Source organism: Kocuria atrinae, from assembly GCF_039531425.1.
Lineage (GTDB): Bacteria > Actinomycetota > Actinomycetes > Actinomycetales > Micrococcaceae > Kocuria > Kocuria atrinae.
Genome location: NZ_BAAAQA010000033.1, coordinates 214427 through 238971, shown reverse-complemented (window position 1 = coordinate 238971; position 24545 = coordinate 214427). Strand labels below are relative to the sequence as shown.

Here is a 24545-nt window from a genome sequence, read left to right as displayed (position 1 = left end):
TGACTAGTGGCGACGCCCGTGGCGGTGGTAAGAGCGCAAGGATGGGACACGGAGTGGAGTCTCAGTCAAGAAGTACTAATGGGAAGAGAAGAACGGGCTGGCGTGCTGCCCTTGCGCTCCGGTTGCTGATTCACAGTCACACTGACAGTTACCGACGCTCCCGGTGATAGGCGGCGTGGACCTCTTGTCGGCGCGGCAGCGCCAAATGCCCTGGGTGGCCGCGGTGATGAGCGAGTACGTCCAGGCCGTCGCGCTCCACGCGGGTCATAAGGCGATCCACTATCTGGTTCAGGCTCTGACGGCCGTCCGCCTCACGATCGATCTGGTCCAACAACCGCGCGATGGCCTCGGTCTGAGACGGATCCACGAGCTGGGGCAGGGAAGACACGTCCACATCTTCTCGGCCCCGTTGGATGGTGCCAAGACCGCGCCCACGGGCCGGCTTCTCCCGGAACCCGCCTCGGTCGCCACCGCGGCGATCCGGGTCACGCGAGCCGCCCCCGTGACCGCCACGAGCGCCGTCGTTCTTCGATGGCGTCGCCGCAGCCGGGGCATGTTCGCGCAACTCACCGAACTTCTCGGTGGGCTGCGTCTGCTCCCCCGATGGGAACTCGGCAGACACCTGGCGGGCGCGATCGGTGACGTCGGACGCCCGGTAGGAATCCATCGCAATGACCAGGTCCGCGACGTCCAGGAACGCCCCGGAACCACCCGTGACGAGCACCGTGGACACTCCGTTGTCCCGATACAACGCCTGCACCCGGTCGACGAACGGCGTGATGGGCTCCCGCTCCCCCGGCACCAGGGCGCGCATGCGTTGATCGCGAACCATGAGGTTGGTGGCGCACGTGTCCTCGTCCAGGAGCAGCACCTCAGCGCCGGATTCCACGGCCTCGGAGATCGACGCGGCTTGGGATGTGGAGCCCGATGCATTCGTGGTGCTGAACCGCTTGGTGTCCGCGCCGGTGGGGAGGTTGTTGATGAACGGGGAGACATCCGTGCCCGTGACGGCGCGACCATCTTCCGCGCGCACGGCCATTGCGTCCGCCCTGGTGATGACCAGTTCGCGACCGTCCCGGGGCACGTGGTCGTAGACCCCGCGCTCGAGTGCCTGCAGCAGCGTGGACTTGCCGTGATAGCCGCCGCCCACGATCACGGTCACGCCCTCGGGAATGCCCATGCCGGAGACTTCCGTGCCATCGCTGAGCGGCAGCGTGACCCGCAAGTTCTCGGGTGACTGGAACGGCACGGCGTGGCTGGTGAGCGGCTCGTCCCGGTGGCCGGAGGCGCGAGGGAGCACGGCGCCGTCGGCAACGAATGCCACCAAACCGCGAGAGGCGAGCTGCGAGCGCACGTGCTCCGCATCCAAGTAGCTGCGCACGTGGAGTTCGAACGCCGCGGCGTCCAGATTGCGGAAGATCAGGGAGCGGTCGACGACGCTCGGCAGCACCTCGGTCAGCAAGCGTTCCGCGGCGCGCCCCTTGATCCGACGCCCCGCAGCGGGAAGGGCGATTTCGCAACGCACCTCGATGGCATCCTCGTCAATGAGAACCGACGAGCGCTGCAGGATCTCCTGGCCCACTCGCACCATGAAGATCCCACCGGAGCCCTTGCCGCCGTCGGGGCTGAGGTTTCGTGCGGCTCCCCCGAACGCCCGTGTAAGGAAATCGCCCGCGGCAATGCGCTTGGCTGCGGATTCAACGAGCTGCTCCGGCACACCCGCGACCTTCCGCGGCACACGAAGCCGCACCATGGACGGCGGGGCATACGGATCCGACTGCACGCGATCGACCAGCAGCTCGACGTCGCCAACACGCCAGCCGCCCTTGAGCTGCTTGTACGCGCCGTAACTGTTGCCGTCCAGGCGTTTGAGAACGTGTGCGAGGTCAGTGCGTGGGGTGCCCATGTCTCCATGGGACCACACGAGGGGGACTCACTTCGAACGTTTTTGCAGTCGGCTCAGAATGATCGCGACCACCACACTGGCCACATACGTGACGGCCACCGCGATCCAGCCCGCGGTAAAACTCCCGGTGAGGTCCACGAGCTGCCCCACAATCAGTGGACCCGCGCCGAAACCCAAGTACATGCCGGTCGCCACCAGGCCCGACGCCGCTCCCACCTTGGCTGCCGGCGCGGCCGCCACCGTGCCGGAATTGATGATGACGTTGGCGGCCAGCGGCAGGGTCGCGTGGAACAGGATGCCCACCCACATGAGCCATCCCTGTTGGAACATCTCGGCGGCGATCAGGAAGAGCAACCCGATCACGCCGCCCAGGCTCATGATCTGGATGAGCACGGACGGTTGCGCCATCCGCCCGGCCACGCGCCCCCAGCCGATGCGGCTCAAGATGCCGAACACACCGATCACGCCGATGATCATTCCCGCAACGGTCAGCGAAAAGTCCAGGGCGCGCACGGCGAACAGCGACGAGTAGACGGTGACACCCTGGGTTCCCACGGCGTTGAGGAACGCCACGAGGGAGAACAACCAGACCGCCGTCGGCAATTTTTCGCGACCGGGCGCCGCCGGTTTGGCGGGGGCGGGCGGAAGGGGGCGGGCGGCGATGTCGCGCTCGACCTTGGTGATGATCAGCCACGCGATCACCAACGCGGGAACGCAGGCCGCCGCCCCGATCAGCGCGGAGGTCTGCCAGCCGAAAGCAGCGCCCAGGAACGGAAACGTGAGCCCCGAAATCAGCAGCCCCATCTGCACGCCGGACTGCTTCCAACCCATCCAGCGGCCGCGTTGAGTGAAGCTCGTGCGCTGGGCGATCAGGCGGTTAGTGGCGGGATTTGAAAAGGACTGCGCGACACCGGCAATCAGAGCAGCGGCCAGCAACACCACAAAGGACTGCCACATGGCGCTCACCAGGAACGCCACCACGATGCCCGAGAAGATCAACGCGATCTGGAAGCGCGGGGTGAGCTTGTCCGCGAGCACCCCGAGGAACGTGGCCGTGACGCCGGCGGAAATGTAGACAGCCGCCAGGATGAACCCGTACTGGCCCTCGGTGATGCCGTACTCGTCCACGATCAGCGCGCTCAACGAGCCCAACGCGTAATTGAACACCGGCCCAATGGCCATGGCCCCCATCAACACGACCAGCAGCACTCCGGGTGCGCGGCTCGAGGCATCAGATGTGGGACGTGTCACTCACAGCACATTAGCGGGCCTAACTGATTCGCGACAGTGCTGGTCCGGAGTGCGAGACGGGGCGGGGTTCAGTCGCGTTTGCCCCAGCCCCTGGGGTAGTGCCCTGGCCCGGCCCCGCTACTGCACGGCGCACGCACTCTCACGTAGGCTCGTAGAACGGACTACGGAGGCGATCGACATGAGTGAAGAGCTTGACCCTGACCTTGCCCGCGCTTTGAGCGAACCTGCCCGACTGGTGCGGGCGGATCCCGCACTCCTGGATGTCGTGCGCGATGCCGGAGCGCCGGCTCAGCGGCAGTTACTCACGCAGAGTTCCGAGGCCTCTACCCCGGAAGACCGGTACGCGTCCGCCGCCATGCTCGCCGCGTTGTTCAACGACCGCGGCCCATTGGATCAAGCTGCCCGCGGTTACGGTTCCACCCCACCGCGGGAACTCGTGGCCCTCTCCGAGGTGGAGGCGCTGCGCCCCGCTCTCAAAAAGTCGCTGTCGAGCCCGGTGCTGACCGGCCTGCTGGAATGGGCCACCAAACCCGACCCCGCCGATCCCCCGCTCGAACTCGCCATGGCCGCCCGCGACCTTGAGCTCAAGGACGCCTCGGTGCTGCGTTCCGTGGCCAGCCGCGCGGAGCAGGTTGCCCAGCAGAGCGCCAAGCGCAATCAGCGCGGACCGCTCGAACGAGTCTCCGAGGTGTTGCGGCAGGCAGCGGATCGCGTCAGCGACACGGATGGAGCGACGTCCTCGGTTGCCGAACCTGCCTCAAGGCCTTCCCCGCAGGATCCCCTGAGCTCTGCGAGCAGCTCGGGGCCAACCGTCACCACGAGCGGCATTCCGGAGTCGGAGCTGGTCGGGGATGACGAACCGGATCCGTTCGCGGAAGACACCTCGAACAAGAACCCCCGCGGCAGCGAGTACCCGGGTACCGGCGTGCCCGTGCGCGATTCGCTCAACGGCCCGCGCCCGGACACGGGCACCGATGAGCCGTCCAAGCGGGACAAGATTTTCGACGCGGATCGCTTCTGGCCCATGGGTCCTCGCAAGACCGACGACGCCGCAGGCGCACCTCCCGCGGATCAGCCGCCTGCCGAGCCGGTTCCGCCCCGTGAGCCCTCAACCTCAGAGCTGTACTACGGCGTGGGCAGTGACCGCTATGCGGACCGGGATCCCAACAGTCAGGAAACCCGGGACAGCGACAAGCACGTGCTGCGTAACTGGGGCATCGTGTTCCTGGTGATCATCGCGATCATCTTTGTGCTGACCCTGGTGCTGTAGCCGCGTCTGGTCGCGCAAACATCTGAGTGCGTGAACATCTGAGTCCGTAAAACTGCCTCTCGGCTCAACGAAACGGCAGCTTTACGGACTCACATGTTTCGGCCAAGAACTGAGACCGCCCCAAGCCACCCGAACGGGAAAAACTGGCTTGAAACGGCCTCAGATCTAGCGGTGCTTCAGAGAACGGGTTACTTGTTGGCCCGGATCTCCTTCACGACCCGGTCCATGGACGGGCTGTGATTGCCGAAGCGGTGCATGGTGATGGACACGGCCTGCTCGGAGAGCATGTACATCAACTCGATGCGCCCGGTGCCCACCACGTCGTCCGTGATGAGGGCGATATCCGGGTGCTCGGCGCGAACCTCGTAGAGCGGCTTGAGGTCATCGTCAGTGCCCTCCCACGGCTGGATTACACGGACGCGAGCGCCGTGGTCCACGTTGAGGTCGGTGTCGTTGATGATCTCCTTGTCCGCCAGCTCCGCGAACGCACCCAGCGAACCGGCGCCCAGTGCGTGGGCGAAGTCCAGGTCGGTCGCGGGTGAGAGCACCGTGGTGAACAGCTGACCCACCTGCTCGGGCAGCTCTTCCGACGGGCTCAGGACCACGTGCGAACCCGAACGCGAGGCCGCAAGACCCACACGCAGGATGTCGGTCAGAGATGCTCCCTCTGCCGCACGCACGATCACGGTGCGGGGGCGGTAGCGGAACAGGTTGGCCTCGCTGACCAGGGCGGTGGGGTCCTTGACCTGGCCGAACTCACGCTGCCACTCCGACTGATCGGACATAGCGGCGCGGCGCAGCCACACCTGGGCTTCCTCGTCCACCAGGGGCAGGACGGCGTCCAGCCCACGGTGCACGCGCGGCTCCAGAACCCAAGCGCCGGCCGCGCTGCGGTCCGAACCCGAGGATGTGAAGCCTTCGCGGCACCAGCGACCCAGCGACGCCAGGTAGTTGGGGCCACCGGCCTTGGCACCCAGGCCCACGGAGGAACGCTTCCAACCACCGAAGGGCTGGCGCTGCACGATCGCGCCGGTGATACCGCGGTTCACGTACAGGTTGCCCGCCTGAACACGGTCCACCCAGTACAGGATTTCGTCCGCATCCAGGGAGTGGATGCCGGCGGTCAGGCCGTAATCCGTGGCGTTCTGCAGCTCGATGGCCTCGTCCAAGTCCTCCGCGTGCATCAGACCCAGCACCGGGCCGAAGCACTCGGTCAGGTGGAAGAACGAACCGGGCTTCACACCCGTGCGGATGCCGGGGCGCCACAGCTTGCCGGTATCGTCCAGCTGCTCGGGCTCGATCAGCCATTCCTCACCGGGCTCCAGCTCGGTGAGTGCCTTGAGCAACTTGCCCTCGGGCTTCTCAACGGTGGGGCCCACTGAGGCCTGAAGATCCTCGGGCCATGCGACCACCATGGAGGACGCGGCATCCACGAGCTGGCGGCGGAAACGATCGGAGGTCGCAACGGAACCGACCAGGATGCCCAGCGAAGCCGCCGAGCACTTCTGGCCCGCGTGACCGAACGCGCTGGACACCAGATCCCACACGGCCTGGTCGCGGTCCGAGCTGGGCGTGATCACCAGGGAGTTCTTACCGGAGGTTTCCGCGGTGAGCGGGCGCTCGGGGAACCACTTGGCGAACAACTGAGCGGTTTCGTACGCGCCGGTCAGCACCACGCGCTCAACGTCCGGGTGGGAGATGAGTGTCTTACCGGCGTCACCTTCCACTGCGTCCACGAGCTGCAGCACATCGCGGGGCACACCGGCCTCCCACAGGGCGTCACAGATGGCCGCGGAGCAGCGGCGGGTCTCCGGCGACGGCTTGTGAATCACCGCCGAACCGGTGGCCAGCGGCGCCACGGTGGTGCCGGTGGGGATAGCGATCGGGAAGTTCCACGGCGGGGTCACCACGGTGATGTGGTGCGGGGTGAACTTACCGCCGTCCACGAACTCCAGCTCCAGCGCACGCCGTGCGTAGTAGCGGCAGAAGTCCACGGCCTCGGAAATCTCCGGGTCACCCTGCTCAAGTACCTTGCCGGTCTCGGCGCCGGCCACGGCCAAGAGGTGCCCGCGGCGAGCAGCCAGGATGTCGCCGGCGCGGTTGAGGATTTCGGCGCGTTCACGGGCGGGGGTGGCCGCCCAGGTCTTGCCGGCAGCCTTAGCGCGCGCGACGACGTCGTTCACGGCCTCGACAGCCTCGCTCGAGTCGTCCTCGACGTCCTTGAGCACCTCGGGAACCGGCAAGTTCTCGAACCATTCCTTGTCCGCGATGTGCGCGGCGATCTTCTCGGCCCATGCCTGGTTGGCGCGGGTGGAGATGTCCGTATCCGGCTCGTTCATGAACGGCTCGTCCAGGGGCTGGGTGAGCTCATCGCCCGCGGTCTCCTGGGCGCGGTCCTGCGTACGGCTCGGTGACAGGGGCTCCGGGTCCGGCTCCAGGTCCTCGAGGGCCGCGCGGAAACGACTTTCCTCGCGCTTGAAGATGCGGTTGTCCGGGGCCAGATCAAAGATTCCGGACATGAAGTTCGCACTCGCGGAGTTCTCCTCGAGGCGGCGCACCAGGTAGGACACGGCGACGTCGAACTCGGTGGGGCGCACGGCCGGTACGTACAGCAACAGCTGGCCGACGTCCGTGGACACGGCCTCACTCTGCTCGGTGGCCATGCCCTGGAGCATCTCGAAATCGATCCGGTCCGTCACACCGCGCTTGTCAGCGAGCAGGTGAGCGAGGGCAATGTCGAACAGGTTGTGTCCGGCCACGCCCAGCTTGAGGCCGCGCATGCGCTCCGGGGTGAACAACCAGCTCAGCACGCGCTTGTAGTTGGTGTCCGTGGCCTGCTTGGACGGCATGGTGGCGATGGGCCAACCGTGCATCTCCGCGTCCACGCGCTCCAGGGCCAGGTTGGCGCCCTTGACCAGGCGAACCTTGATCTCCGCGCCACCATCGGCCACGCGCTCGGCGGACCACTCGGAGAGCCGCTTCACGGCACCCAGGGCGTCCGGGAGGTAAGCCTGCACCACGATGCCGGCTTCCAGATTTTTCAACTGGGGCTTGTTGAGCAGACGCTGGAAGACCTCCATGGTCAATTCCAGGTCCGAGTAGATCTCCATGTCCAGGTTGATGAACATGGTGCCGGTCTCCTTGGACGCGGCGGCCTCGTACAGCGGCAGCAAGCGCTCGACCACGCGGTCCGCGGTGCGGTCGAAACCCCAGTGGGACAGCTGCGGCACCACGGAGGACACCTTCAACGAGACGTAGTCCACGTCCGGGCGGTGCAGAAGTTCCTTGGCGTCATTGAGGTGCTTCTTGGCCTCGTGCTCGCCGAGCACCTCCTCGCCCAAGAGGTTGATGTTGAGGCGGTGGCCCTTTTCCTTCATGGCCTTCACGGACTTGCCGAAGGGCCCCGGACGGGCATCCACCACCATGTGGCCCACCATCTGACGGAGGCGGGTACGCGCTGCCGGAACCACGATGGACGAGAGCTTGTCCGAGAGCGCGGTACCGGCCTTGATCTGGGCACGGTCCACAGCGGACATGGATTCCGGGGTCAGCTTGGCAATGTCCTGCAGCGCCTTGGCCGCAGCCTTGGTGTCTTCCGTGCGGATCACACGGTCCACGAAGCCAACGGTGAACTCCAAACCGTGCGGATCCTGGAGCACGGTGGAGAGGCGATCTTCAGCAGGGTTCTTCTGAGAACTACGCTTTTTGTTGTCCTTGGCGCGACCCAACCACTGGCGCACCAGGTCCACGGACTCGTCTGCGAGTTCGCGGGGATCGATCATTGCGGTATTGATGCTGTTCAAGGCAGCGCCTCCATGATCTTGGCCCGGCTGAGATGCCGAGGCATTCCCTCGGCCACCAGCCGAGGTGATCCGGGCCCTGCATGGCTGGTCTATCAACGCTATCGTGTTCAGCACCCTGATGAGTAGTCGAGATCACAGGATGACAAAAAGTAACATTTTAGGTGCCTTCAGCGATCGCTTTTCAGCCGCCGACGCCGCCGCTCACGCCGCCCAGCGGTTCTGACCGCCACCTGGGCCGAAGCTCAGGGGAGGAAAATGCAGCTCCGCAATCTGGCGGGAGGCAAGTGCATAGATTCCGGCGATTCCGTGCGGTTCCCTCCCCTCAGACTGCACCCGCCAGTTTCCTCACATCACACTCCCGCAGCCCCTCCAACATGCACCTGCCAAGCGAACCTCTCACCCGAGGAACCGGCAGCGGCCCCACGGACCCTGCAGAAAATGGGCTGATCGGGAGATTTGAGGCGCGTTTGCGCCAGCGCTCATTTCTGAGCCGCACCCAAGCCACGGATCGCCCCCCGCAGTGGCTTGGGAATGCCTGGGCTCTAGGTACTGGTCTATGAGTGCCTCAGATTTCCACGGCACTCATTGCCGACGCCGCCGCTCACGCCGCCCAGCCTGCCCACCGCAACAGTGCGGCGGCCAGGGCTCCGAGGATCACCACCGCAAGGAACGGAGCGCGTAACCACAGCGCGATACCCGCCACGATCAACGCACCCACGCGGGCGTCGAGGACCAACTCCGTACCGCTGGCAAAGGTGTTCATGACCACCAGGGATGCCAGCAGACCTGCGGTGACCAGACCGGCCAGGCGTGGGACGAGCGGGTGGTCCAGAACGGCGTCTGGAATCAGGTACCCCACAAGCTTGGTGACGTAGGCGATGGCGGCGGCGGTGAGCACCCAGAACCACATGTTCATGAGCGTGCTCGCTTCCGGGTGGCACGCGCACCGATCAGACCCCAGGCCAGGGCGACGATCGCGGCAACCAGCACCGGAATGCCCGAGGGGAGCAGCGGGATGCAGAGGGCCGTAACCACACCGCAGAGCACCGCGACGGCCAGTGGTTCGCGTTCGCGCAATCGCGGCCAGAGCAGGCCCAGGAAGGCGGCCACTGCGGCGCCGTCGAGCCCCCACTGACCCGGATCTCCGACTGCATCGCCCAGCAACGCACCGACGGCCGTGAAGAGATTCCACAACAGGAAGACACTCACGCCGGCCACCCAGAATCCACGTTTGCGCTCCAGGAACGTGGGCTGCGCGGAGGCCGCGGCATTGGATTCGTCGATGGTGACCTGGGCCGCGACCAGCTTCCGCCAGGACTGCGGCCGCAACAGCGCGTTCATGGTCATGCCGTACACGGTGTTACGTACACCCAACAGCGAGGCCGCGCCCAACGCTGCGGCTCCTCCGCCGCCACCGGAGAGCACACCGATGAACGCGAATTGCGAACCACCGGTGAACATCAGCGCGGACAACGCCTGCGTCTGCCAGAAGGTAAGGCCGGCCGCGATCGAGAGTGCGCCGAAGGAGATGCCGTACAACCCCGTGGCGATGCCCAGGGACAACCCCACGCGCACCGCGGGCGAGGACCGCCACGGGATGACCTGCTCAGAACCTGCAGGTACTGCCGATGAACCACTCACGACTGCGCGGCTCTCCTACCCTGTACGACCTCCAGGGTGTCGAGCACGCGGATCAGATTCAGGTGCGACTCGGACTGCGGGAAGTTACCCGTGGCCCGGCGTTCGGACGTGGAATACGTGGTGGACAGCAATCCCAACTCATTGGCGGTTCCGAGCACGGTGTCCAGGAGCTTCACGGCCTCCTCCACGCGTTCACAGCGGGCCAGTTGGTCCACGAGCTGCAGCGTTGCCGAGACGGACGGCGCGGCCTGTCCCGCGAAACCGTCCTGGCCGATCGAGGATGCGAACGCCTCGACATCGTCCAGGTCCGTGAGCTCCGGCAGGTTGCGGTAGCGGTGCAGCAGGCCGGAACGGTCCGTGAGTTCCTTCTGGATCCGGGCCACCGTGCCCAGCATGCGCTCGTCGTCATACGCGACGAAACCAACCTTGGGCAGCTGCAACAGCGAGGCGTCCACGGCGGTGGAGCCGTAGTACTGCACGAACGAGCCGGCCTCCGGGTCATAGCCGTTGGTCCAGATCTCGTGCGCCAATTGGTCGCGGTGTTCCTCCCAGGTCTCCACGTCACCGGGAAGGCCGTGGATGCGTACCGCGTCCACGCCGGCCTGCAGCGCGGCCCACATCATCACGCGCGTGTAGGTGTAATGCTGCGGCTCGCCGCGCATCTCCCACACACCCTGGTCCTTGTCCTCGTAGTTGGCCACCACCGCGCGCAACAGGCCCTGCTGCAACGGCCAGGACAGGTGATCCTCCTGGACCCCGCGGCGTCGTAGCCGCTCGAAGACCACCAGAACGTGACCGGCCACGTCCGCCTGATACTGCGAACCGGCGGTGTTGCCCTCGCGCACCGGTCGGGCGCGTTCGTAGCCGGGCAGGTCAACGAGCCGCTCACGGCCCACCACGGAACCGTCCAGCCCGTAGACATTAGATGGGTGGTCCACATCCCCGGCGACGGCGCGCAGCAACCAGTTACGCAGTTGCGCGGCCTCCCGATCGTGACCGTGGTCGAGCATGACCTCCAACGCGAGCGCAGCGTCACGGGGCCACGACAAGCGGTGATCCCATGTTCGATCCCCGCCCAGCACCTCGGGCAGCGAGGTGGTGTCCGAGGCGATGAGCCCGCCTGTGGCCTGGTGCATCAGGCCACGCACGACCAGCAGGCTGCGGTGGATGATGTCCTCGCGAGCGTCCTGGGTGACAGTCAGTTCGGCGGCTCGTTCGGCCTCCGTGGGCGCGCGCTTGACCTGCGCGTGCTCAGCCAGCTTGGTCTCACTCGCGGCGGGGTCGTAGAGGCCGGACCATTCCTGCCACTGGCTCAGGGTGGACGTCAGCGTCTCATTGACGTCCATGGCTTCCGGAGGCGTGCTGTGGGATGGGAACCACGTGAGCGAGAAGTCTTTGGTCTGCCCGGCGGCCACGGTGAAAGTGCCCGTATGCCGGCGCTTGCTACGGTCCTCGTCCGCTTCGGGTAGCGGTTCACCGCGGAAAACGACGGCGTCCGGCCCGGCCATGCCCACCAGCACACCTTCCGTGTGCTCACCGGATTCGTCGCTTTCCTCCACATCGAAACGGCTCAACCACGGCACCGACGCACCGAAGTTGAAGCGCAGTCGCACGTCCTGGAAGATCTCGACCTCACCGGTCAGGCCTTCCACGCGACGGATCAGCGCGGTGCGCGACAAGAGCGGCATGAAATCCGTGACACGCACGGTGCCGGTCTCCGTGGTCCACACCGTGTGCAGCACAAAGGTGTTCTCCGCGTAGAAGCGCTCCACATCCGTGACGCCCTGGCGGTCCAGGTCCACCTCGCCGTCCTCGTCCACCGCGCATGAGGGCGCCAGTAGCCACCGCCCGTTGTCCGGGGTGCCCAGCAAGGAAGCGAACATCGCCGGGGAATCAAAACGGGGTGCACACCACCAGTCAACGGAGCCCGTGCGGGACACCAACGGGCCGCTGCGCATGTTGGACAGCAGTGCGTAATCCTCGATCCATGAAGCCATGGGTCCAGAATTTCATACTCCCGGGGTGGACTCACTCGGTCACAGAGATCTGGTGACCCCATTCACTTTGGTGGACGTCCACGCAGTTTGGGTAACAGGTGTTCAACACCATTTGGGCAGGTCGGGAAGTTTGCAACCGCACACTCTCATGGTCTGCCATACAACCCGGGCGTAACTGGGGACAACGCGATGATTGTCCGCGAAATCTACCCCTTGGTACCCATGACACATGGGGATATCACGACGGGGACTTTTTAGGGCGGGAACAGCGGCGGCCGGAGGCGCGGTGCTGGTGGGCTACCAATCGGCGGCCCACGCCGCGGATGCGCCGCCGAGCCTGCCGCAGGGCATTCGCCCTTATCGGGAGCTGTACAAGAACTGGGACGGCGCCATTGTGGCCGCCGAGCTCTGGTCCTACGACGTACGCAATGCCCAGGAGGTCGTGACCCTCGCCAACTGGGCCCACGCGAACGGATGGACCATTCGCGCGCGAGGCTATCGCCACGGTTGGTCACCGCTCACGGTCGCGGAAGGCACCCCCGCAACAGCCAAGGTCTTACTGCTCAACACCACCAAACACATGGATTCCTGCTACATGCACGGCACAACGGTGGTTGCTCAGGCGGGAATTTCCATGAACTCCCTGGTGCGCCACATCGCCGACCGGAAGCACGGGTTCACCAACATGCCGGCTCCCGGTGACGTGACCGTTGCAGGCGTCCTTGCCGTCAACGGTCACGGCACCGCCCTGCCGGCCAGGGGCGAGAAGCGCCAGCAGTGTGCCACGTACGGTTCCCTGTCCAACACGGTGCACGCCCTGACCGCCGTGGTGTGGGACGAGGCCTCCGGCAAATACACCCTCAAGACTTTCCAGCGCACCGACCCGGAGATCGGCCCGTTCCTCACCTCGATGGGCCGGGCTTTCCTGACCGAAGTGCAGCTTCAGACCAACCCCATGGAGCATTACCGCTGCCGCACATGGACGCACATCTCCGTCAGGGATTTGTTCGCGGCACCCGAGAAAGCCGGGTACTGGTCGCTGTCCTCGATGATCGACCGCGTAGGTCGCGTGGGATTGATCTGGTACACGTTCACCGACAAGCCATGGATCCAGCAGTGGGAAGTGGCGCGGCGTAGACCCCTTGTCAGCCGGCCCACCATCACGCCGTACAACTTCCCGTTCGCGGACCGCCTGCCCTCTCCCGTTCCAGAGCTGCTGGGCCAGGTGGTGGCCGGCAATCAACACATCGCCCCGGCCTTCGGCAAGGCCGTCTATGCGACCACCGCCACGAGCCTCACCACCACCCTCGCCCGAGACATGTGGGCCCGGCCCACCACTTCCAGCACTTCGTGAAACCCACCACACTGCGTGTATCCGCCGGATCCCACGTTCTCCTTACCAGCAGAGATCAATTGCAGCGCGTGGTGCACGAGTTCACGGAATTCTTCTCGGCCAAGCTCAAGGAGTACCAGGACCGCGGGGAATTCCCCATCAACTCGTGCATGGAATTGCGCATCACGGGCATCGACGACCCGGGCGAAGTGGACATGGAAGGCGCCGTGACGCCGTCGTTGTCCGGAATCGCGCCGGTACCCGGGCGCCCCGAACTGGACACCGCCGTGTGGCTGGACGTGCTCACACTGCCCGGCACGCCCGGCCAGGAGAAGTTCTTCCAGGAACTCGAACACTTCATCGGCCTGGAACTGACCCGCTACGGCGTGGCCCGCCCCGAATGGGCCAAACGCTTTGCGCACACCGAGCGCGGCGCCTGGACGGACGAGTACCAGCTCAAGGAGCTCATCCCCTCGCTCGTGCCCGGCTGGGATCACGCCAGGGCCACGTTCCACAAGTATGACCCGCACCGGATTTTCACGGCGCCCCTGCACGACGCGATGGGGATCTAGCCGCCACAAACCTCCGCGGGTGTTCGGCCCGCGAGGACACCCGCACCAACTCGACACAGGAGACAGACATGAAGAAGCACGTGACCACGGTTGCCGCAGCCACCACCCTGGCCGCCATTTCTTTCGCGGGCATGCCCGCAGCCAACGCCGCCACCGCGCCCGTGGTGCAGTCCAACGTCAGCTACTCGGTTCCCACCTCACCCAACCACGACCCGTCCCTGGCTGTGATTCCGTTCTGCAAGCCGTGGCTGCTGCCCTCTTGGCTGGCCGGCAACTTCGGTGATCACGGCAACGACATTTCCGCAGCGTTCCGTTCCGGCAACATCGGCGGCCTGTTCCGTGCCATCCCGCAGTACGCCTTCAACGACGCCGCTTTCCACCTTCCCGCGACCTTCCGCACCTTTGGTGGTTGCTTCTAACTGATGCGGACAGGGTTGCCCTAACAGCCCTGGAAGCACTTCTCGGAGCCCGTCCCGGATGTCCACGGGGCGGGCTCTTTTACGCCTTGCCATATACCCCTTGGGGGTATATGTTGAAGGCATGAGCACCGAAGAAGCAGCAACTCACGGATACACCCAGGACAAGGCCGCGTACAGCCGGCGCCTCAAGCGTATCGAGGGTCAGGTGCGCGGCATCCAGCGCATGATCGATGAGGACACCTACTGCATTGACGTGCTCACCCAAATATCTGCCATCCAGTCCGCCCTCAAGTCAGTGAGCCTGGGGCTCATGGAGGAACACCTGGGTCACTGTGTGCGCCACGCGGTGGAGCACGCCCATGACACGGGTGATACGACCGAGATGGACACCAAGCTCGCGGAGGCGAACGCCGCCATCGCTCGCCTGGTCAAGAACTAACCCAACCCCAAGGACTAAGGAGTCTCCCCATGAACACCACCGTTACCGTCTCCGGCATGACCTGCGGCCACTGCGTTTCCTCCGTCAAGGAAGAGCTCGCCGAGGTCGACGGCGTGCAGTCCGTGTCCGTTGAACTCAACGCCGGCGGCGAATCCCCCGTGACCATTGAAAGCACCCGCGAGCTGACCTCCGAGGAGATCGCCGCAGCAGTCGAAGAAGCCGGTTACACAGTTGTCTAATCAATCCACCCAATCCCCCGTTACAGACACCCAGGTCCACGGCCCGCTGCGTGACCTGGATCTTCAGATCAGCGGGATGACCTGTGCCTCGTGCGTGGGTCGCATCGAGCGCAAGCTGCGCAAGATCGACGGCGTGGATCCCGCGGTCAACCTGGCTCTCGAGTCCGCCTCCGTGAAGGTTCCGGAGAACGTCTCGGACGACCAGATCGTCGAGACCATCAAGAAGGCGGGTTACGGCGCGGAAATCACAGGCGGGGCTTCCCGTACTTCCTCGCACGAGGGTTCTGACAACACGAACGATGACGCCGCTGCCTCCCCTTCCAGCCGCGGCGGCCGCACTGCACAGGCGGGCTCAACGACCGCCACACACTCGGAGACTTCCGAAACATCCAGTGCCCCCGAGGCTTCCGTGACGCCCGCCGCGGAAGGTGATCGAGCGGCGTCGTCGGCCCCCGCAGAACGAGAGCTGGAACGCAACACCGATTCGGCAGACCCGGCCGCCGATATGTCCCCCGCGGACAAGCGCCGCCGGGATCTGGGGATCCGGCTGATCGTGGCCGCGATTTTCTCCGTGCCGGTGTTCATCATTTCCATGATTCCGGGCGCGCAGTTCCCGCACTGGGGCTGGGTCGTTGCCGCACTGACCCTGCCGGTCGTGACGTGGAGTGCGTGGCCGTTCCACAAGGCCACCGCTATCAACGCACGGCACTTCTCCTCCACCATGGACACCCTGGTGTCGATGGGTGTGGCCGCCGCCTACTTGTTCTCGCTGTGGCATCTGCTCGTGGATCCGGGGATGACCGCGCACGCGCACCCCGGTCAGGCCATGGACATGTCCAGCCATCAGCTGTACTTCGAAACCGCGGCCATCATCACCACGTTCCTGCTGCTCGGTCGCTGGCTCGAGGCCCGTGCGAAGGCTCGCTCCGGCGAGGCGCTCAAGGCGCTGCTGAACCTGGGCGCGCAACAGGCGACCGTGCTCGACGACGATGGAACCGAACGCTCCGTCCCCGTGGAGCAACTGAAGGTCGGTGACCGTTTCGTAGTCCGTCCTGGTGAGAAGATCGCCACGGACTCCGTGGTTGTGACCGGCGAATCCGCCGTGGACGCGTCCATGCTGACCGGCGAATCCATGCCCGTGGAGGTGAGCCCCGGTGACGAACTGACCGGCGCCACCGTGAACACCACCGGGCGACTGGTCGCTGAAGCCACTCGTGTGGGATCCGATACGGTGCTCGCCTCCATGGGTCGTACCGTGGCTCGCGCGCAGGCGACCAAGGCTCCCGTGGCGCGCCTGGCGGACAAGATCTCGGCCGTATTCGTGCCCGTGGTCATCGGCATTGCACTGCTGACCCTGGTGATCTGGCTGCTCGTCACCGGCAACGTGGATCAAGCCTTCGTCGCCGCGGTCTCCGTGCTGGTGATTGCGTGCCCGTGCGCCCTGGGTCTGGCAACTCCCACCGCCCTGCTGACCGGCACGGGTCGCGGCGCTCAAATGGGCATCCTCATCACGTCCGCGGAGGTGCTCGAGGACTCCCGCAATGTGGACACCATCCTGCTGGACAAGACCGGCACCGTGACCCGTGGTGAGCTGGCCGTGTCCGCCGTGAACTCGGTGTCCCAGTGGTCCAAGGACCAGGTGCTGGACTTCGCCGCAGCGGTGGAGGATTACTCCGAGCACCCGATTGCCCGTGCCATTGCAGATGCATCGTCGCAGCGCTTCCAGGTGGCTCGTTTCGAATCCGCTCCCGGTGGCGGCGTGAAGGCATATGTCGCTGACGGCATGCAGTCCCGCTCCGTGGTGGTGGGTCGCGAACAGTGGTTGGCCAAGAACGGTATCCGGTTGTCGGAGACCGACCGTGAGGCCCTTGAGCACGCTCGCGCGGACGGTTTCACCACCATCCTGGTGGCCGTGGACGGCAACTTGGCCGGCCTGATCGACCTGCAGGACACCATCAAGGACGAGTCCGCCGGCGCGATTGCGCAGCTCAAGGAGCTGGGTCTGCGCCCGGTGCTGCTGACCGGTGACCACTCCGCCGTGGCACGTTCCGTGGCGGAACAGGTGGGCATTGCCCCGGAGGACGTCATTTCCGACGTCACCCCGGACGGCAAGGTTCAGGCCGTGACCGACCTGCAGAAGCAGGGTCGCGTGGTGGCCATGGTGGGCGACGGCGTCAATGATGCTCCCGCCCTCACCCAAGCCGATCTGGGCATCGCCATGGGCTCCGGTACGGACGCAGCCATGCAGGCCTCGGACATCACCGTGGTCCGCAGCGAATTGACCGCCATCCCCACCGCGATCAAGCTGTCACAGAAGACCCTGGGGACCATCAAGTCCAACCTGTTCTGGGCCTTCGCCTACAACGTGGTGGCCATCCCAGTGGCCGCACTGGGCTTCTTGAACCCCATGATCGCCGGCGGTGCCATGGCCTTCAGCTCCGTGTTCGTGGTGCTGAACTCTCTGCGGTTGAAGCGCTTCGGGCGGTAAATGCTGCTCGTCGGTAGAGCATGAATGAACGCCCTGGACTGTGATTCACAGTCCAGGGCGTTCTTCGTTGCTGAATTGCTGATCAGCGAGCGCTCGAGCCCGGTTCCTCGCCCTTGGTGTCGGGGCGTACGCGCTGGCCGTACTGGGGTTCGCCGTTGCTCTTGGAGTCGGCAGCACCGGAAGTCTTGCGGGGTGACGCGCTCCCCGAACCCTTGCCACGCGCCTGCTCGGCCTGACGGCGAGCCTTGTTCTCTGCAAACAGCTTGGCGGAGGAACGGTTCACGCCGGTGCCCTGACCGAGTTCGGGGTCGTTGGGCTTCTCCAGAAGCATCAGCGTGGAGCACACGACCACGGACGCGATGAACGCAATGCCCGCGGCGATCAGGCCCAACCCCACACGTGCGGCGTTGTCGGTGCCGCCCGCGGCTGCTACCGAGACCACCACGAAGGCGACGACTGCCAGCACGGCTGAGATGACAAGGGGACCCTTGATATCAGTCTTGCGACGGCCGTTGTGCTCGGTGCGCTGGGCCACGTGAATCCTCCTACGGAAACTTGCGAAAAATTGTTGAGATCGACTGATCAGTCTACGCCGTTTATCCGGTCACTATCAGGGAAGCCCGCGCGGTCCGCTGCGAGCGCATCGTGCCGCAAACTCAGGGCCGCAATGAACTGGGTAACGCCGATGATGATGGCCGCTCCACCCACAACGCCCAGCTCCGCCTTGGCGCCCAGGGTCTCCACGAGCATCATGCCCATACCCGCACCCACGGTCACCAAACCGCTGAGGGTCCAGTCCCTGCCGAGCGGGAAACTCTGGCGGAATCGCAGGCCCAGGGCGAGTTCGAGAATGCCGCAGAGACCGAGCACCATGGTGGCCAGCAACACGAACAGCCAGTTCTGCGGTGCCATGATCGCGACAAGCGCGCCGCCCAGAATGTAGAGGATTCCCGCGAGCTGAGGGATGTTGGTCAGAGAGCCGAGGTCGACGTCCTCACGGCCCTTCATGCGGAAGTGCAGAAATAGCCACGCGCCACCGGTGCCGACCAGGAACAGGCCGAGGGCCCACGGTGCGGCGTTCTCGGTGGGTTCCTGCCAGAAGATCGTGACCGCGCCGAACACCAGCGCGACCAAGGCCCGGACCAGCGTGGGCACCCACAGATCGTGCCGCACATCCGTTCCGTTGCGATGACCGCCGGATGCTCCGCCGCGTGGGGACGGGATCTGCTGAGACACGCGAAAAACTCCTCATTGGCGGGGTGGGACCGGGCCAGTCTAGCCTTGGCCCCATGGAGCTCGCTCAAACCGAACCCCGTAAACCAACGGCCAAGCTTTTGCTGCTCTCCGGGGGCATATTCGTCGGCATGCTCATCCTTGTGGTGGGCACCTTGAGCGCGCTAGGCGTCTTGGTCTCCTTCGCGTGCGTCATCGTCGCAGCAATCGTGGCGCTGTCGAATATCAGCGTGGGCGAGAAGGCTGCACCGCGAAGCTCGCCGCCGGGACGTGGGGTTTGGTCGCCATGTCGATCGGTGCGGTCGCGGGTCTCGCCAGCTTCTTCTTCGAAGCGGGAGCCCCACAAGCCTCCGGCTCCGCATGGGTGGCCGTGGTGGCGTGCCTGCAGATCGGGGTGGCGGTGCTCATCATGATTCCCTGCCTGGTGATGCGAGCCTCCGCCCGCCGAGCCATGGGCGACTACGGCGACGACACCATGACGCCCCCGCTGTACATGCCCTGACCGCACGGTCAGAGGCTGAGCACTCTCCGCAGTACTCGCATTCCATTTTCCAGCTCCACGTCCGACGCCGTCAGCCCCAGTACCAGCCCCTCGCGCGGGTCTGCGCGCGGTTCGGCCCGTACCGCTTCCGCCGCATCTCTGGCGGACATCATCGTGCGCGTTTCAGCTCGGGACGTCGACGCCGCCCAGTACTCTCCCAACCCGCTCACCAGGACTCCGCGTTGGGCCGCCCCCGCGACCGCCGCAGCCTCGTCCGGCACCTCGATCACGGCGTGCGAACCACCGGCCATGGGCACCACGGCCACACGGGGAAGGTCCGCGAGCGCGTGAGCGATGAGCGAGCGACGTCGGCGATAGGCGCGGCGCATCCGAGCGGTGTGGCGCTGCAAGTGACCCGAATCCATGAACCGAGCGATCGCTCGCTGAGCCACCGCGGAGACTGGTGATCCCAGCTCGGCACGCAGGGTGTGCAGCCCCGGAAGCAGGTCATCGGGTGCCACGAGGTGTCCCACGCCCACACCGTTGCCCAGCACCTTGGTGAAGCTGCCCAGGGTGACCACGGTGTCCCGATTGGTATCCAGGGCGGCGAGCGCGGGCAGGGGTTGGCCGGTGTAGCGCAGCTCGGAGTCGTAGTCGTCCTCGATAACTACGGCTCTGTGTTGCCGCGCCCACCGCAGCAGTTCCAGCCTGCGACTCACGGGCATGGTGCCGCCCAACGGGTATTGGTGTCCGGGCGTCACAACCACCGCATCCGGAGTTTCGGCCACATCCCACGTTCCGGTTCCCGCCCACTCGCCGGTGGGCAAGCTGGCGGGGTTCAGGCCGAACTCGTCCACCGGAATCGGTATGGCGATATGCCCCGTTGCTTCAACAACCCTGCGCAGCGCGGAGTAGCCGGGGTCCTCCACGGCCACTCGTAGACGGCGCCCGCGCAGCGCGCCCAGGACTCGCAGGACCAGCTGAAGTCCGTCGCGGGCACCCGCAGTGATGACAATGTCGTCCGGTTCTCTCACCACCCCTCGGTTCAATCGCAAATACTCGGCCAGGTGCTGCCGCAATGGAACGGCTCCAGCAGTGGCGCTCGCGGCGTCACGCCAGGCTCCCCGCCAGGCCGGGGTATCCAGTTCCGCAATGACCGCTTTGCCGGGCCGCAGGTCGATCTGACCCGTATCTGGAACGCTACGTCGCGTGCGTGTGGAATGGAGCGGCGTCGTCGAAATGTGGAGTTCGCTCGCCGCGGGGACCACGCGAACGTCCGGCGCGATGCGCGTGGCTCCGCGGTCGGCGGTGAGATACCCCTCGCCCGCCAGGACGTCCCAGGTCGTGACCACCGTGCCACGCGAGATCCCCAACCGTTCGGCCAAGGCCCGTGACGAAGGTAGCGGATCCCCCGCGCACAGAACCCCGCGCGCAACCAGGTCACGAACCTGGTCGACGAGCTGCTCACCGAGCGCGACATCCGAAGCCCGGTCGACCGACAGCGGCACATCCACCGCGCGCGCATGCCGCATGTGTTCCTCCTAAGTGGACTAGTGAAATTACTCAATTATGGATCTGTTACCGGGCCACTTTCACGCGCAGCATGGTCAGCATGACTCAAACCGTGCACTCTCCCGCTGATAACAAGACCCCCGTGACCGGATCCAAGCTGGTCAAGAGCGGACTGGCCGACATGCTCAAAGGCGGTGTGATCATGGACGTGGTCACCGCCGAGCAGGCCAAGATCGCCGAAGATTCCGGCGCCGTTGCCGTGATGGCGCTCGAGCGTGTGCCCGCCGATATCCGCGCCCAGGGTGGCGTGGCCCGGATGAGCGACCCGGACCTGATCGAGCAAATCATCGACACCGTATCCATTCCGGTGATGGCCAAGGCGCGCATTGGCCACTTTGTGGAGGCGCAAGTTCTGGAGCACCTGAAGGTGGACTACATCGACGAGTCCGAGGTGCTCTCCCCCGCTGACTTCGTCAATCACATCGACAAGCACCGCTTCACCGTGCCATTCGTGTGCGGGGCCACCAACCTGGGCGAGGCGCTGCGCCGCATCACCGAGGGCGCAGCCATGATTCGCTCCAAGGGTGAGGCCGGCACCGGCGACGTTTCCGAAGCCACCCGCCACATCCGCACCATCCGCTCGCAGATCGCTGAGCTGCAGGGCCTCTACACCGTCTCCCCGGACGCCCTCTACGTGAAGGCCAAGGAACTGTCCGCTCCGTACGAACTGGTGGTCGAGGTCGCCCGCACCGGCAAGCTGCCTGTAGTGCTGTTCACCGCCGGCGGCATCGCCACTCCCGCGGACGCCGCAATGATGATGCAGCTGGGCGCGGATGGTGTGTTCGTGGGCTCCGGCATCTTCAAGTCCGGCAATCCTGCCGAGCGCGCCCGTGCCATCGTGGCCGCGACCGCCTACTACGACGACCCCGCCCGCATCGCCGAGGCCTCCCGCGGCCTGGGCGAAGCCATGGTCGGCATCAACGTGGCCGATTTGGCCGCGCCGCACCGTCTCGCGGAGCGCGGCTGGTGACCCAACCGGTCGTCGGCGTTCTCGCCCTACAGGGCGGAGTGGCCGAGCACCTGGCGATGCTCGAGTCGCTGGGTGCTCGGGCGGTGCGCGTCCGGTCCGCTTCCGATCTCGTGGGGGACGACGGCGCTCCGGTCATCGACGCCCTCGTCCTCCCCGGGGGTGAGTCCTCCACCACGGATCGACTGTGCCGGACGTTCGGGCTGTTCGATCCGCTGCGGGAAGTGATCGCGGCGGGGTTGCCGGTTCTGGGTACGTGCGCCGGGCTCATCCTGCTGGCCACGCGGATTGAGGATCCCGCACCCGGCCAGCAATCTCTGGGCGTTCTGGATGTGACGGTGGCCCGGAACGCGTTTTGTTCGCAGGTCGACTCAGCGGAGGTTTCGTTGGAGTGGGCGGGGTTCCGTTCTTCCTCACTTTTGGACTCTAGTGACGGCGCCGCGCCTGTTGACGCCGATCCGAGTCGAAACGCGGCAACCGGTCCGCGTGATGCGGCGACCGACGCCGGGAAGGCCCCGGGCGACGTCGTCCGAGCGGCCTTCATCCGCGCACCCGCTGTGACTCGAGCCGGTGGCGGCGTGGAGGTGCTGGCCCGTTATCAGGGCCAGGCAGTGGCGGTGCAGCAGGGCAACATTCTGGCCATCAGCTTCCATCCGGAGCTCACCGGGGACACCACGGTGCACGAAGAGCTGTTGGGACTAGTGCGGACTCGGGCACCCGTGGAAGCTTGAGGCGCCTGACATATGTGGCAGAGGTCCGCAGCGATTCCGATGGAATCTCTGCGGACCTCTGCCAAAAATGTCGGCCATGCGAAGCAGTGCCCCAGATGTCACCCGGGACCGCGTCAGGCCCGGCGTTCCGAGTCAGAAACTACCCGACGCGCCTCCGCCGCTGAAGCCTCCGCCGCCACCGAACGACATGCCAGCTGAACCGGACGAGCCCGATGTGCTGCTGGACGAGATCGAGTGGTTCGTGCCGCTGTAGATGGCCGGGTACATCACGTAGAGCGGCAGCCAGCTCTGGAACGTGGGGGCGTACTGCACGTCCCGCTCCACGCCGTCCTGGTCTTTCACCTTGGGGGGTTCCTTGCTGCCCTTGGGCGGCTTGCGGTGATTGGAGCGGTACTTGTAGTACTTCTTGCGCACCTCATCCGAGATCTCCTCGTCCGGGTGCTCGCGCTGATAGCTCTCGATCTCGCGGTCCGCTTGCTCACGAACCTTTTTCTGATCCTTGCTCCACCACGCGATGGATCCAGCCACCACGGCCACGATCAGGCCCGCAATTCCGAGGAGCACCCACATGACGATGTTGCCCGTCCGCTCGCGGTCAGCGGCAGCCTGCGCCTCCGCCTCCGGGTTGGCTTGGCCGTACACCGAATCCAAGGTCGTCGTGAACGCCTGACCGTATTGCTCATCCTTGAAGCCGGGTTCCAGGTAGTCCTCCATGATGACTTCTGCGGTGTCGTCTGAAAGCACCTCCCGCGCACCGTCCGCGACCTCGATGCGCAACTGACGCTCATCCATGTCCGCGACGATCAGCACTCCATTGTTCCGACCGGCCTCACCCACACCCCATTCCTGAGCAGTCTGCCGGGTGAAGTCTTCGAAATTACCGTCGACGCCGTCGACCGTCAGCACAGCCGCACGGATGTACTCGTTCTCCTCGTTACCGCGGCCGATCCGCTCGTTGATCTGCTGCTCATCCCCGTCGGAGAGGATGTCGGCTTGGTCCAATACCGCTCCGGAGTCCGGGCGCGGTGGCACTTGGGCGGCGCGAGCGGCGTCGGCGGACCAAACTACCAGGGATACCGCAGCGAGGAACGCGAAAAGAGTGAGTACGAACCACCGCGTGAGGTGGCTGGAACGCAGGCTCGTCAGGGTGCGCATGATGCCTCCTTGAGTACGACTGATCCCAGCGTAGGCATCCGGTGCCCCACCATGGATCAGCCCGGAGCATGAAAACGGCGCCCCGCCTCACGGTGGAGACAGGGCGCCGACGTCGCACGGAGACTAGCCCGCGCTACGTTGCCTAGCTTTCGCGGTTGGGCACGATCATCAACGGGGATTCGGTATCGGCCAGCACCGACTGGGAGACCGAGCCCATGAGTAGACCGCGGAAACCGCCGTAGCCGCGCGAACCCATGACCAGCAGGTCCGCGGTGCGGGAAGCATCCACCAGGGCATCGGCCGGGCGGCCCTGCAGCACACGGGTCACAATGTTCAGGTCGGTGTAGTGGCCGCGCAGTTCCTCGGCCACCTGCTCGGTGAGTTCCTTGGCCGGGGCCAACAGCTGCTCCTGCACCGCACGCTCCAACTCGGAGGAGTTCATGGGCAGGTAGCTGGTGGTCGGAACCACGCTGACCACCGCGAGGGTAAGCCCGTGAGCGCGGGCGTAATCGGCGGCGACCTTCACGGCCAGGTTCTTGGCGCCGAGCTTGTCCACACCAACCACCACGGTGCCTTCGAAGGACTCATCCTCCGGGCGGGATTCGCGCTGAGCCGGGTTCCAGCTCTCGGGCAGGATCACCACGGGCACCGGCGAGTGGGAGGCGGTAGCGGCGGACACCGAACCAACGCGACCACGTACACCGTGGCGGCCACGCTTACCCATGACCACCAGGGAGGAATCCTTGGCTTCGTACACGATCACGCCGGCGGCGTCACCGCGCTCGATGATGCCCTGCACCTGCACACCGGCATCCTTGGCCTTGGCCACCGCCGCGCGGGCGAGCTTCTCGGATTCTTCCTGCACTGCATCCAGGAAAGGTCCGTACAGGGACTGATCCACACCCACGGGGCGACCGGTGGAGACCACGATCTTCAGTGGGATCTCCTGAGCTGCTGCTTCCTGGATGGCCCAGTCCAACGCGCGTTCGCTGTAGTCGGAGCCGTCATATGCCGCCACGATTCGTTGTGACATCTGTTTCGCACCTGT

Annotated in this window: 19 protein-coding genes and 1 pseudogene; 9 read left to right on the top strand and 11 right to left on the bottom strand. The window is 65.5% G+C overall.

What is annotated here, in order from left to right; genetic code table 11:
- Positions 1 to 148 precede the first annotated feature (148 nt).
- Both ABD283_RS13645 and ABD283_RS13640 read right to left on the bottom strand, forming a co-directional pair.
- The gene (locus ABD283_RS13645; protein ID WP_344225501.1) at positions 149 to 1906 is read right to left on the bottom strand and encodes an ABC-ATPase domain-containing protein; all 1758 of its coding nucleotides are present in this window, start codon (positions 1904 to 1906) and stop codon (positions 149 to 151) included.
- A gap of 27 nt (positions 1907 to 1933) precedes the next feature.
- Positions 1934 to 3157, bottom strand: a complete 1224-nt coding sequence (locus ABD283_RS13640) for an MFS transporter (RefSeq protein WP_344225500.1) — start codon at positions 3155 to 3157, stop codon at positions 1934 to 1936.
- Positions 3158 to 3335: 178 nt separating this feature from the next.
- Here ABD283_RS13640 and ABD283_RS13635 point away from each other — a divergent pair, with 178 nt between their 5' ends.
- A complete protein-coding gene (locus tag ABD283_RS13635) occupies positions 3336 to 4427 on the top strand; it encodes a hypothetical protein (RefSeq protein ID WP_344225499.1) in 1092 nt (363 codons plus the stop codon).
- Positions 4428 to 4615: 188 nt separating this feature from the next.
- Here the strand turns inward: ABD283_RS13635 and ABD283_RS13630 are convergent, their stop codons facing one another.
- From ABD283_RS13630 to ABD283_RS13615, 4 genes are all read right to left on the bottom strand, one after another.
- On the bottom strand, positions 4616 to 8209 hold the full coding sequence (locus ABD283_RS13630; RefSeq protein ID WP_344225529.1) for a proline dehydrogenase family protein: 3594 nt from the start codon (positions 8207 to 8209) through the stop codon (positions 4616 to 4618).
- Positions 8210 to 8831: 622 nt separating this feature from the next.
- Positions 8832 to 9146 (bottom strand): AzlD domain-containing protein, encoded by a 315-nt coding sequence (locus tag ABD283_RS13625; protein ID WP_344225498.1) that lies wholly within the window; start codon positions 9144 to 9146, stop codon positions 8832 to 8834.
- Entirely contained in the window at positions 9143 to 9871 is a 729-nt protein-coding gene (locus tag ABD283_RS13620; protein WP_344225497.1) for an AzlC family ABC transporter permease, read from the bottom strand. Before ABD283_RS13620 ends, ABD283_RS13625 begins: the two co-directional genes overlap by 4 nt.
- Positions 9868 to 11868 carry a glycoside hydrolase family 15 protein gene (locus tag ABD283_RS13615; RefSeq protein ID WP_344225496.1) on the bottom strand — a complete coding sequence of 667 codons (2001 nt, stop codon included), beginning with the start codon at positions 11866 to 11868 and terminating at the stop codon, positions 9868 to 9870. The genes ABD283_RS13620 and ABD283_RS13615 overlap by 4 nt, the downstream gene beginning before the upstream one ends.
- Before the next feature lie 229 nt (positions 11869 to 12097).
- On the opposite strand from ABD283_RS13615, the pseudogene ABD283_RS13610 reads away from it, so the two are divergent.
- The 5 genes and pseudogenes from ABD283_RS13610 to ABD283_RS13585 all read left to right on the top strand — a co-directional run bounded on the left by ABD283_RS13610 (position 12098) and on the right by ABD283_RS13585 (position 17358).
- Positions 12098 to 13773, top strand: a pseudogene (locus tag ABD283_RS13610) (cholesterol oxidase substrate-binding domain-containing protein).
- A 68-nt stretch (positions 13774 to 13841) separates the two neighbouring features.
- Positions 13842 to 14192, top strand: coding sequence for a hypothetical protein (locus tag ABD283_RS13600; protein ID WP_344225493.1), 351 nt, complete (start codon positions 13842 to 13844; stop codon positions 14190 to 14192).
- Between the two features lie 121 nt (positions 14193 to 14313).
- The gene (locus ABD283_RS13595) at positions 14314 to 14631 is read left to right on the top strand and encodes a metal-sensitive transcriptional regulator (RefSeq protein WP_344225492.1); all 318 of its coding nucleotides are present in this window, start codon (positions 14314 to 14316) and stop codon (positions 14629 to 14631) included.
- A 29-nt stretch (positions 14632 to 14660) separates the two neighbouring features.
- Positions 14661 to 14870, top strand: coding sequence for a heavy-metal-associated domain-containing protein (locus tag ABD283_RS13590; protein ID WP_344225491.1), 210 nt, complete (start codon positions 14661 to 14663; stop codon positions 14868 to 14870).
- Positions 14863 to 17358: a heavy metal translocating P-type ATPase gene (locus ABD283_RS13585; RefSeq protein ID WP_344225490.1), complete on the top strand. Its 2496-nt coding sequence runs from the start codon at positions 14863 to 14865 to the stop codon at positions 17356 to 17358. Before ABD283_RS13590 ends, ABD283_RS13585 begins: the two co-directional genes overlap by 8 nt.
- A gap of 82 nt (positions 17359 to 17440) precedes the next feature.
- Here the strand turns inward: ABD283_RS13585 and ABD283_RS13580 are convergent, their stop codons facing one another.
- Both ABD283_RS13580 and ABD283_RS13575 read right to left on the bottom strand, forming a co-directional pair.
- Positions 17441 to 17893: a hypothetical protein gene (locus ABD283_RS13580; protein ID WP_344225489.1), complete on the bottom strand. Its 453-nt coding sequence runs from the start codon at positions 17891 to 17893 to the stop codon at positions 17441 to 17443.
- A 47-nt stretch (positions 17894 to 17940) separates the two neighbouring features.
- Positions 17941 to 18594 (bottom strand): DUF308 domain-containing protein, encoded by a 654-nt coding sequence (locus tag ABD283_RS13575; RefSeq protein WP_344225488.1) that lies wholly within the window; start codon positions 18592 to 18594, stop codon positions 17941 to 17943.
- Positions 18595 to 18778: 184 nt separating this feature from the next.
- Between ABD283_RS13575 and ABD283_RS13570 the strand changes: the two genes are divergently transcribed.
- Complete coding sequence (locus ABD283_RS13570; protein WP_344225487.1) at positions 18779 to 19093, top strand: hypothetical protein; 315 nt, start codon at positions 18779 to 18781, stop codon at positions 19091 to 19093.
- Positions 19094 to 19101: 8 nt separating this feature from the next.
- Here the strand turns inward: ABD283_RS13570 and pdxR are convergent, their stop codons facing one another.
- The gene (gene pdxR, locus ABD283_RS13565; protein WP_344225486.1) at positions 19102 to 20604 is read right to left on the bottom strand and encodes a MocR-like pyridoxine biosynthesis transcription factor PdxR; all 1503 of its coding nucleotides are present in this window, start codon (positions 20602 to 20604) and stop codon (positions 19102 to 19104) included.
- 71 nt (positions 20605 to 20675) lie between these two features.
- On the opposite strand from pdxR, the gene pdxS reads away from it, so the two are divergent.
- A complete protein-coding gene (gene pdxS / locus ABD283_RS13560; RefSeq protein WP_425552840.1) occupies positions 20676 to 21614 on the top strand; it encodes a pyridoxal 5'-phosphate synthase lyase subunit PdxS in 939 nt (312 codons plus the stop codon).
- Positions 21611 to 22342, top strand: a complete 732-nt coding sequence (pdxT, locus tag ABD283_RS13555; protein WP_344225484.1) for a pyridoxal 5'-phosphate synthase glutaminase subunit PdxT — start codon at positions 21611 to 21613, stop codon at positions 22340 to 22342. The genes pdxS and pdxT overlap by 4 nt, the downstream gene beginning before the upstream one ends.
- Before the next feature lie 132 nt (positions 22343 to 22474).
- Here pdxT and ABD283_RS13550 read toward each other — a convergent pair whose 3' ends face one another.
- Both ABD283_RS13550 and ABD283_RS13545 read right to left on the bottom strand, forming a co-directional pair.
- The gene (locus tag ABD283_RS13550) at positions 22475 to 23497 is read right to left on the bottom strand and encodes a TPM domain-containing protein (RefSeq protein ID WP_344225483.1); all 1023 of its coding nucleotides are present in this window, start codon (positions 23495 to 23497) and stop codon (positions 22475 to 22477) included.
- A gap of 142 nt (positions 23498 to 23639) precedes the next feature.
- On the bottom strand, positions 23640 to 24530 hold the full coding sequence (locus ABD283_RS13545) for a universal stress protein (protein ID WP_344225482.1): 891 nt from the start codon (positions 24528 to 24530) through the stop codon (positions 23640 to 23642).
- Positions 24531 to 24545: the final 15 nt, after the last annotated feature.

What these genes read in the sequence shown, in the direction of transcription:
- ABD283_RS13550 (WP_344225483.1), bottom strand. Translation starts at nt 23,497, where the DNA reads ATGCGCACCCTGACGAGCCTGCGTTCCAGCCACCTCACGCGGTGGTTC.
- ABD283_RS13645 (WP_344225501.1), bottom strand. Translation starts at nt 1,906, where the DNA reads ATGGGCACCCCACGCACTGACCTCGCACACGTTCTCAAACGCCTGGAC.
- pdxS (WP_425552840.1), top strand. Translation starts at nt 20,676, where the DNA reads ATGGTCAGCATGACTCAAACCGTGCACTCTCCCGCTGATAACAAGACC.
- ABD283_RS13545 (WP_344225482.1), bottom strand. Translation starts at nt 24,530, where the DNA reads ATGTCACAACGAATCGTGGCGGCATATGACGGCTCCGACTACAGCGAA.
- pdxR (WP_344225486.1), bottom strand. Translation starts at nt 20,604, where the DNA reads ATGCGGCATGCGCGCGCGGTGGATGTGCCGCTGTCGGTCGACCGGGCT.
- ABD283_RS13590 (WP_344225491.1), top strand. Translation starts at nt 14,661, where the DNA reads ATGAACACCACCGTTACCGTCTCCGGCATGACCTGCGGCCACTGCGTT.
- ABD283_RS13615 (WP_344225496.1), bottom strand. Translation starts at nt 11,868, where the DNA reads ATGGCTTCATGGATCGAGGATTACGCACTGCTGTCCAACATGCGCAGC.
- ABD283_RS13595 (WP_344225492.1), top strand. Translation starts at nt 14,314, where the DNA reads ATGAGCACCGAAGAAGCAGCAACTCACGGATACACCCAGGACAAGGCC.
- ABD283_RS13625 (WP_344225498.1), bottom strand. Translation starts at nt 9,146, where the DNA reads ATGAACATGTGGTTCTGGGTGCTCACCGCCGCCGCCATCGCCTACGTC.
- ABD283_RS13635 (WP_344225499.1), top strand. Translation starts at nt 3,336, where the DNA reads ATGAGTGAAGAGCTTGACCCTGACCTTGCCCGCGCTTTGAGCGAACCT.
- ABD283_RS13630 (WP_344225529.1), bottom strand. Translation starts at nt 8,209, where the DNA reads ATGATCGATCCCCGCGAACTCGCAGACGAGTCCGTGGACCTGGTGCGC.
- ABD283_RS13600 (WP_344225493.1), top strand. Translation starts at nt 13,842, where the DNA reads ATGAAGAAGCACGTGACCACGGTTGCCGCAGCCACCACCCTGGCCGCC.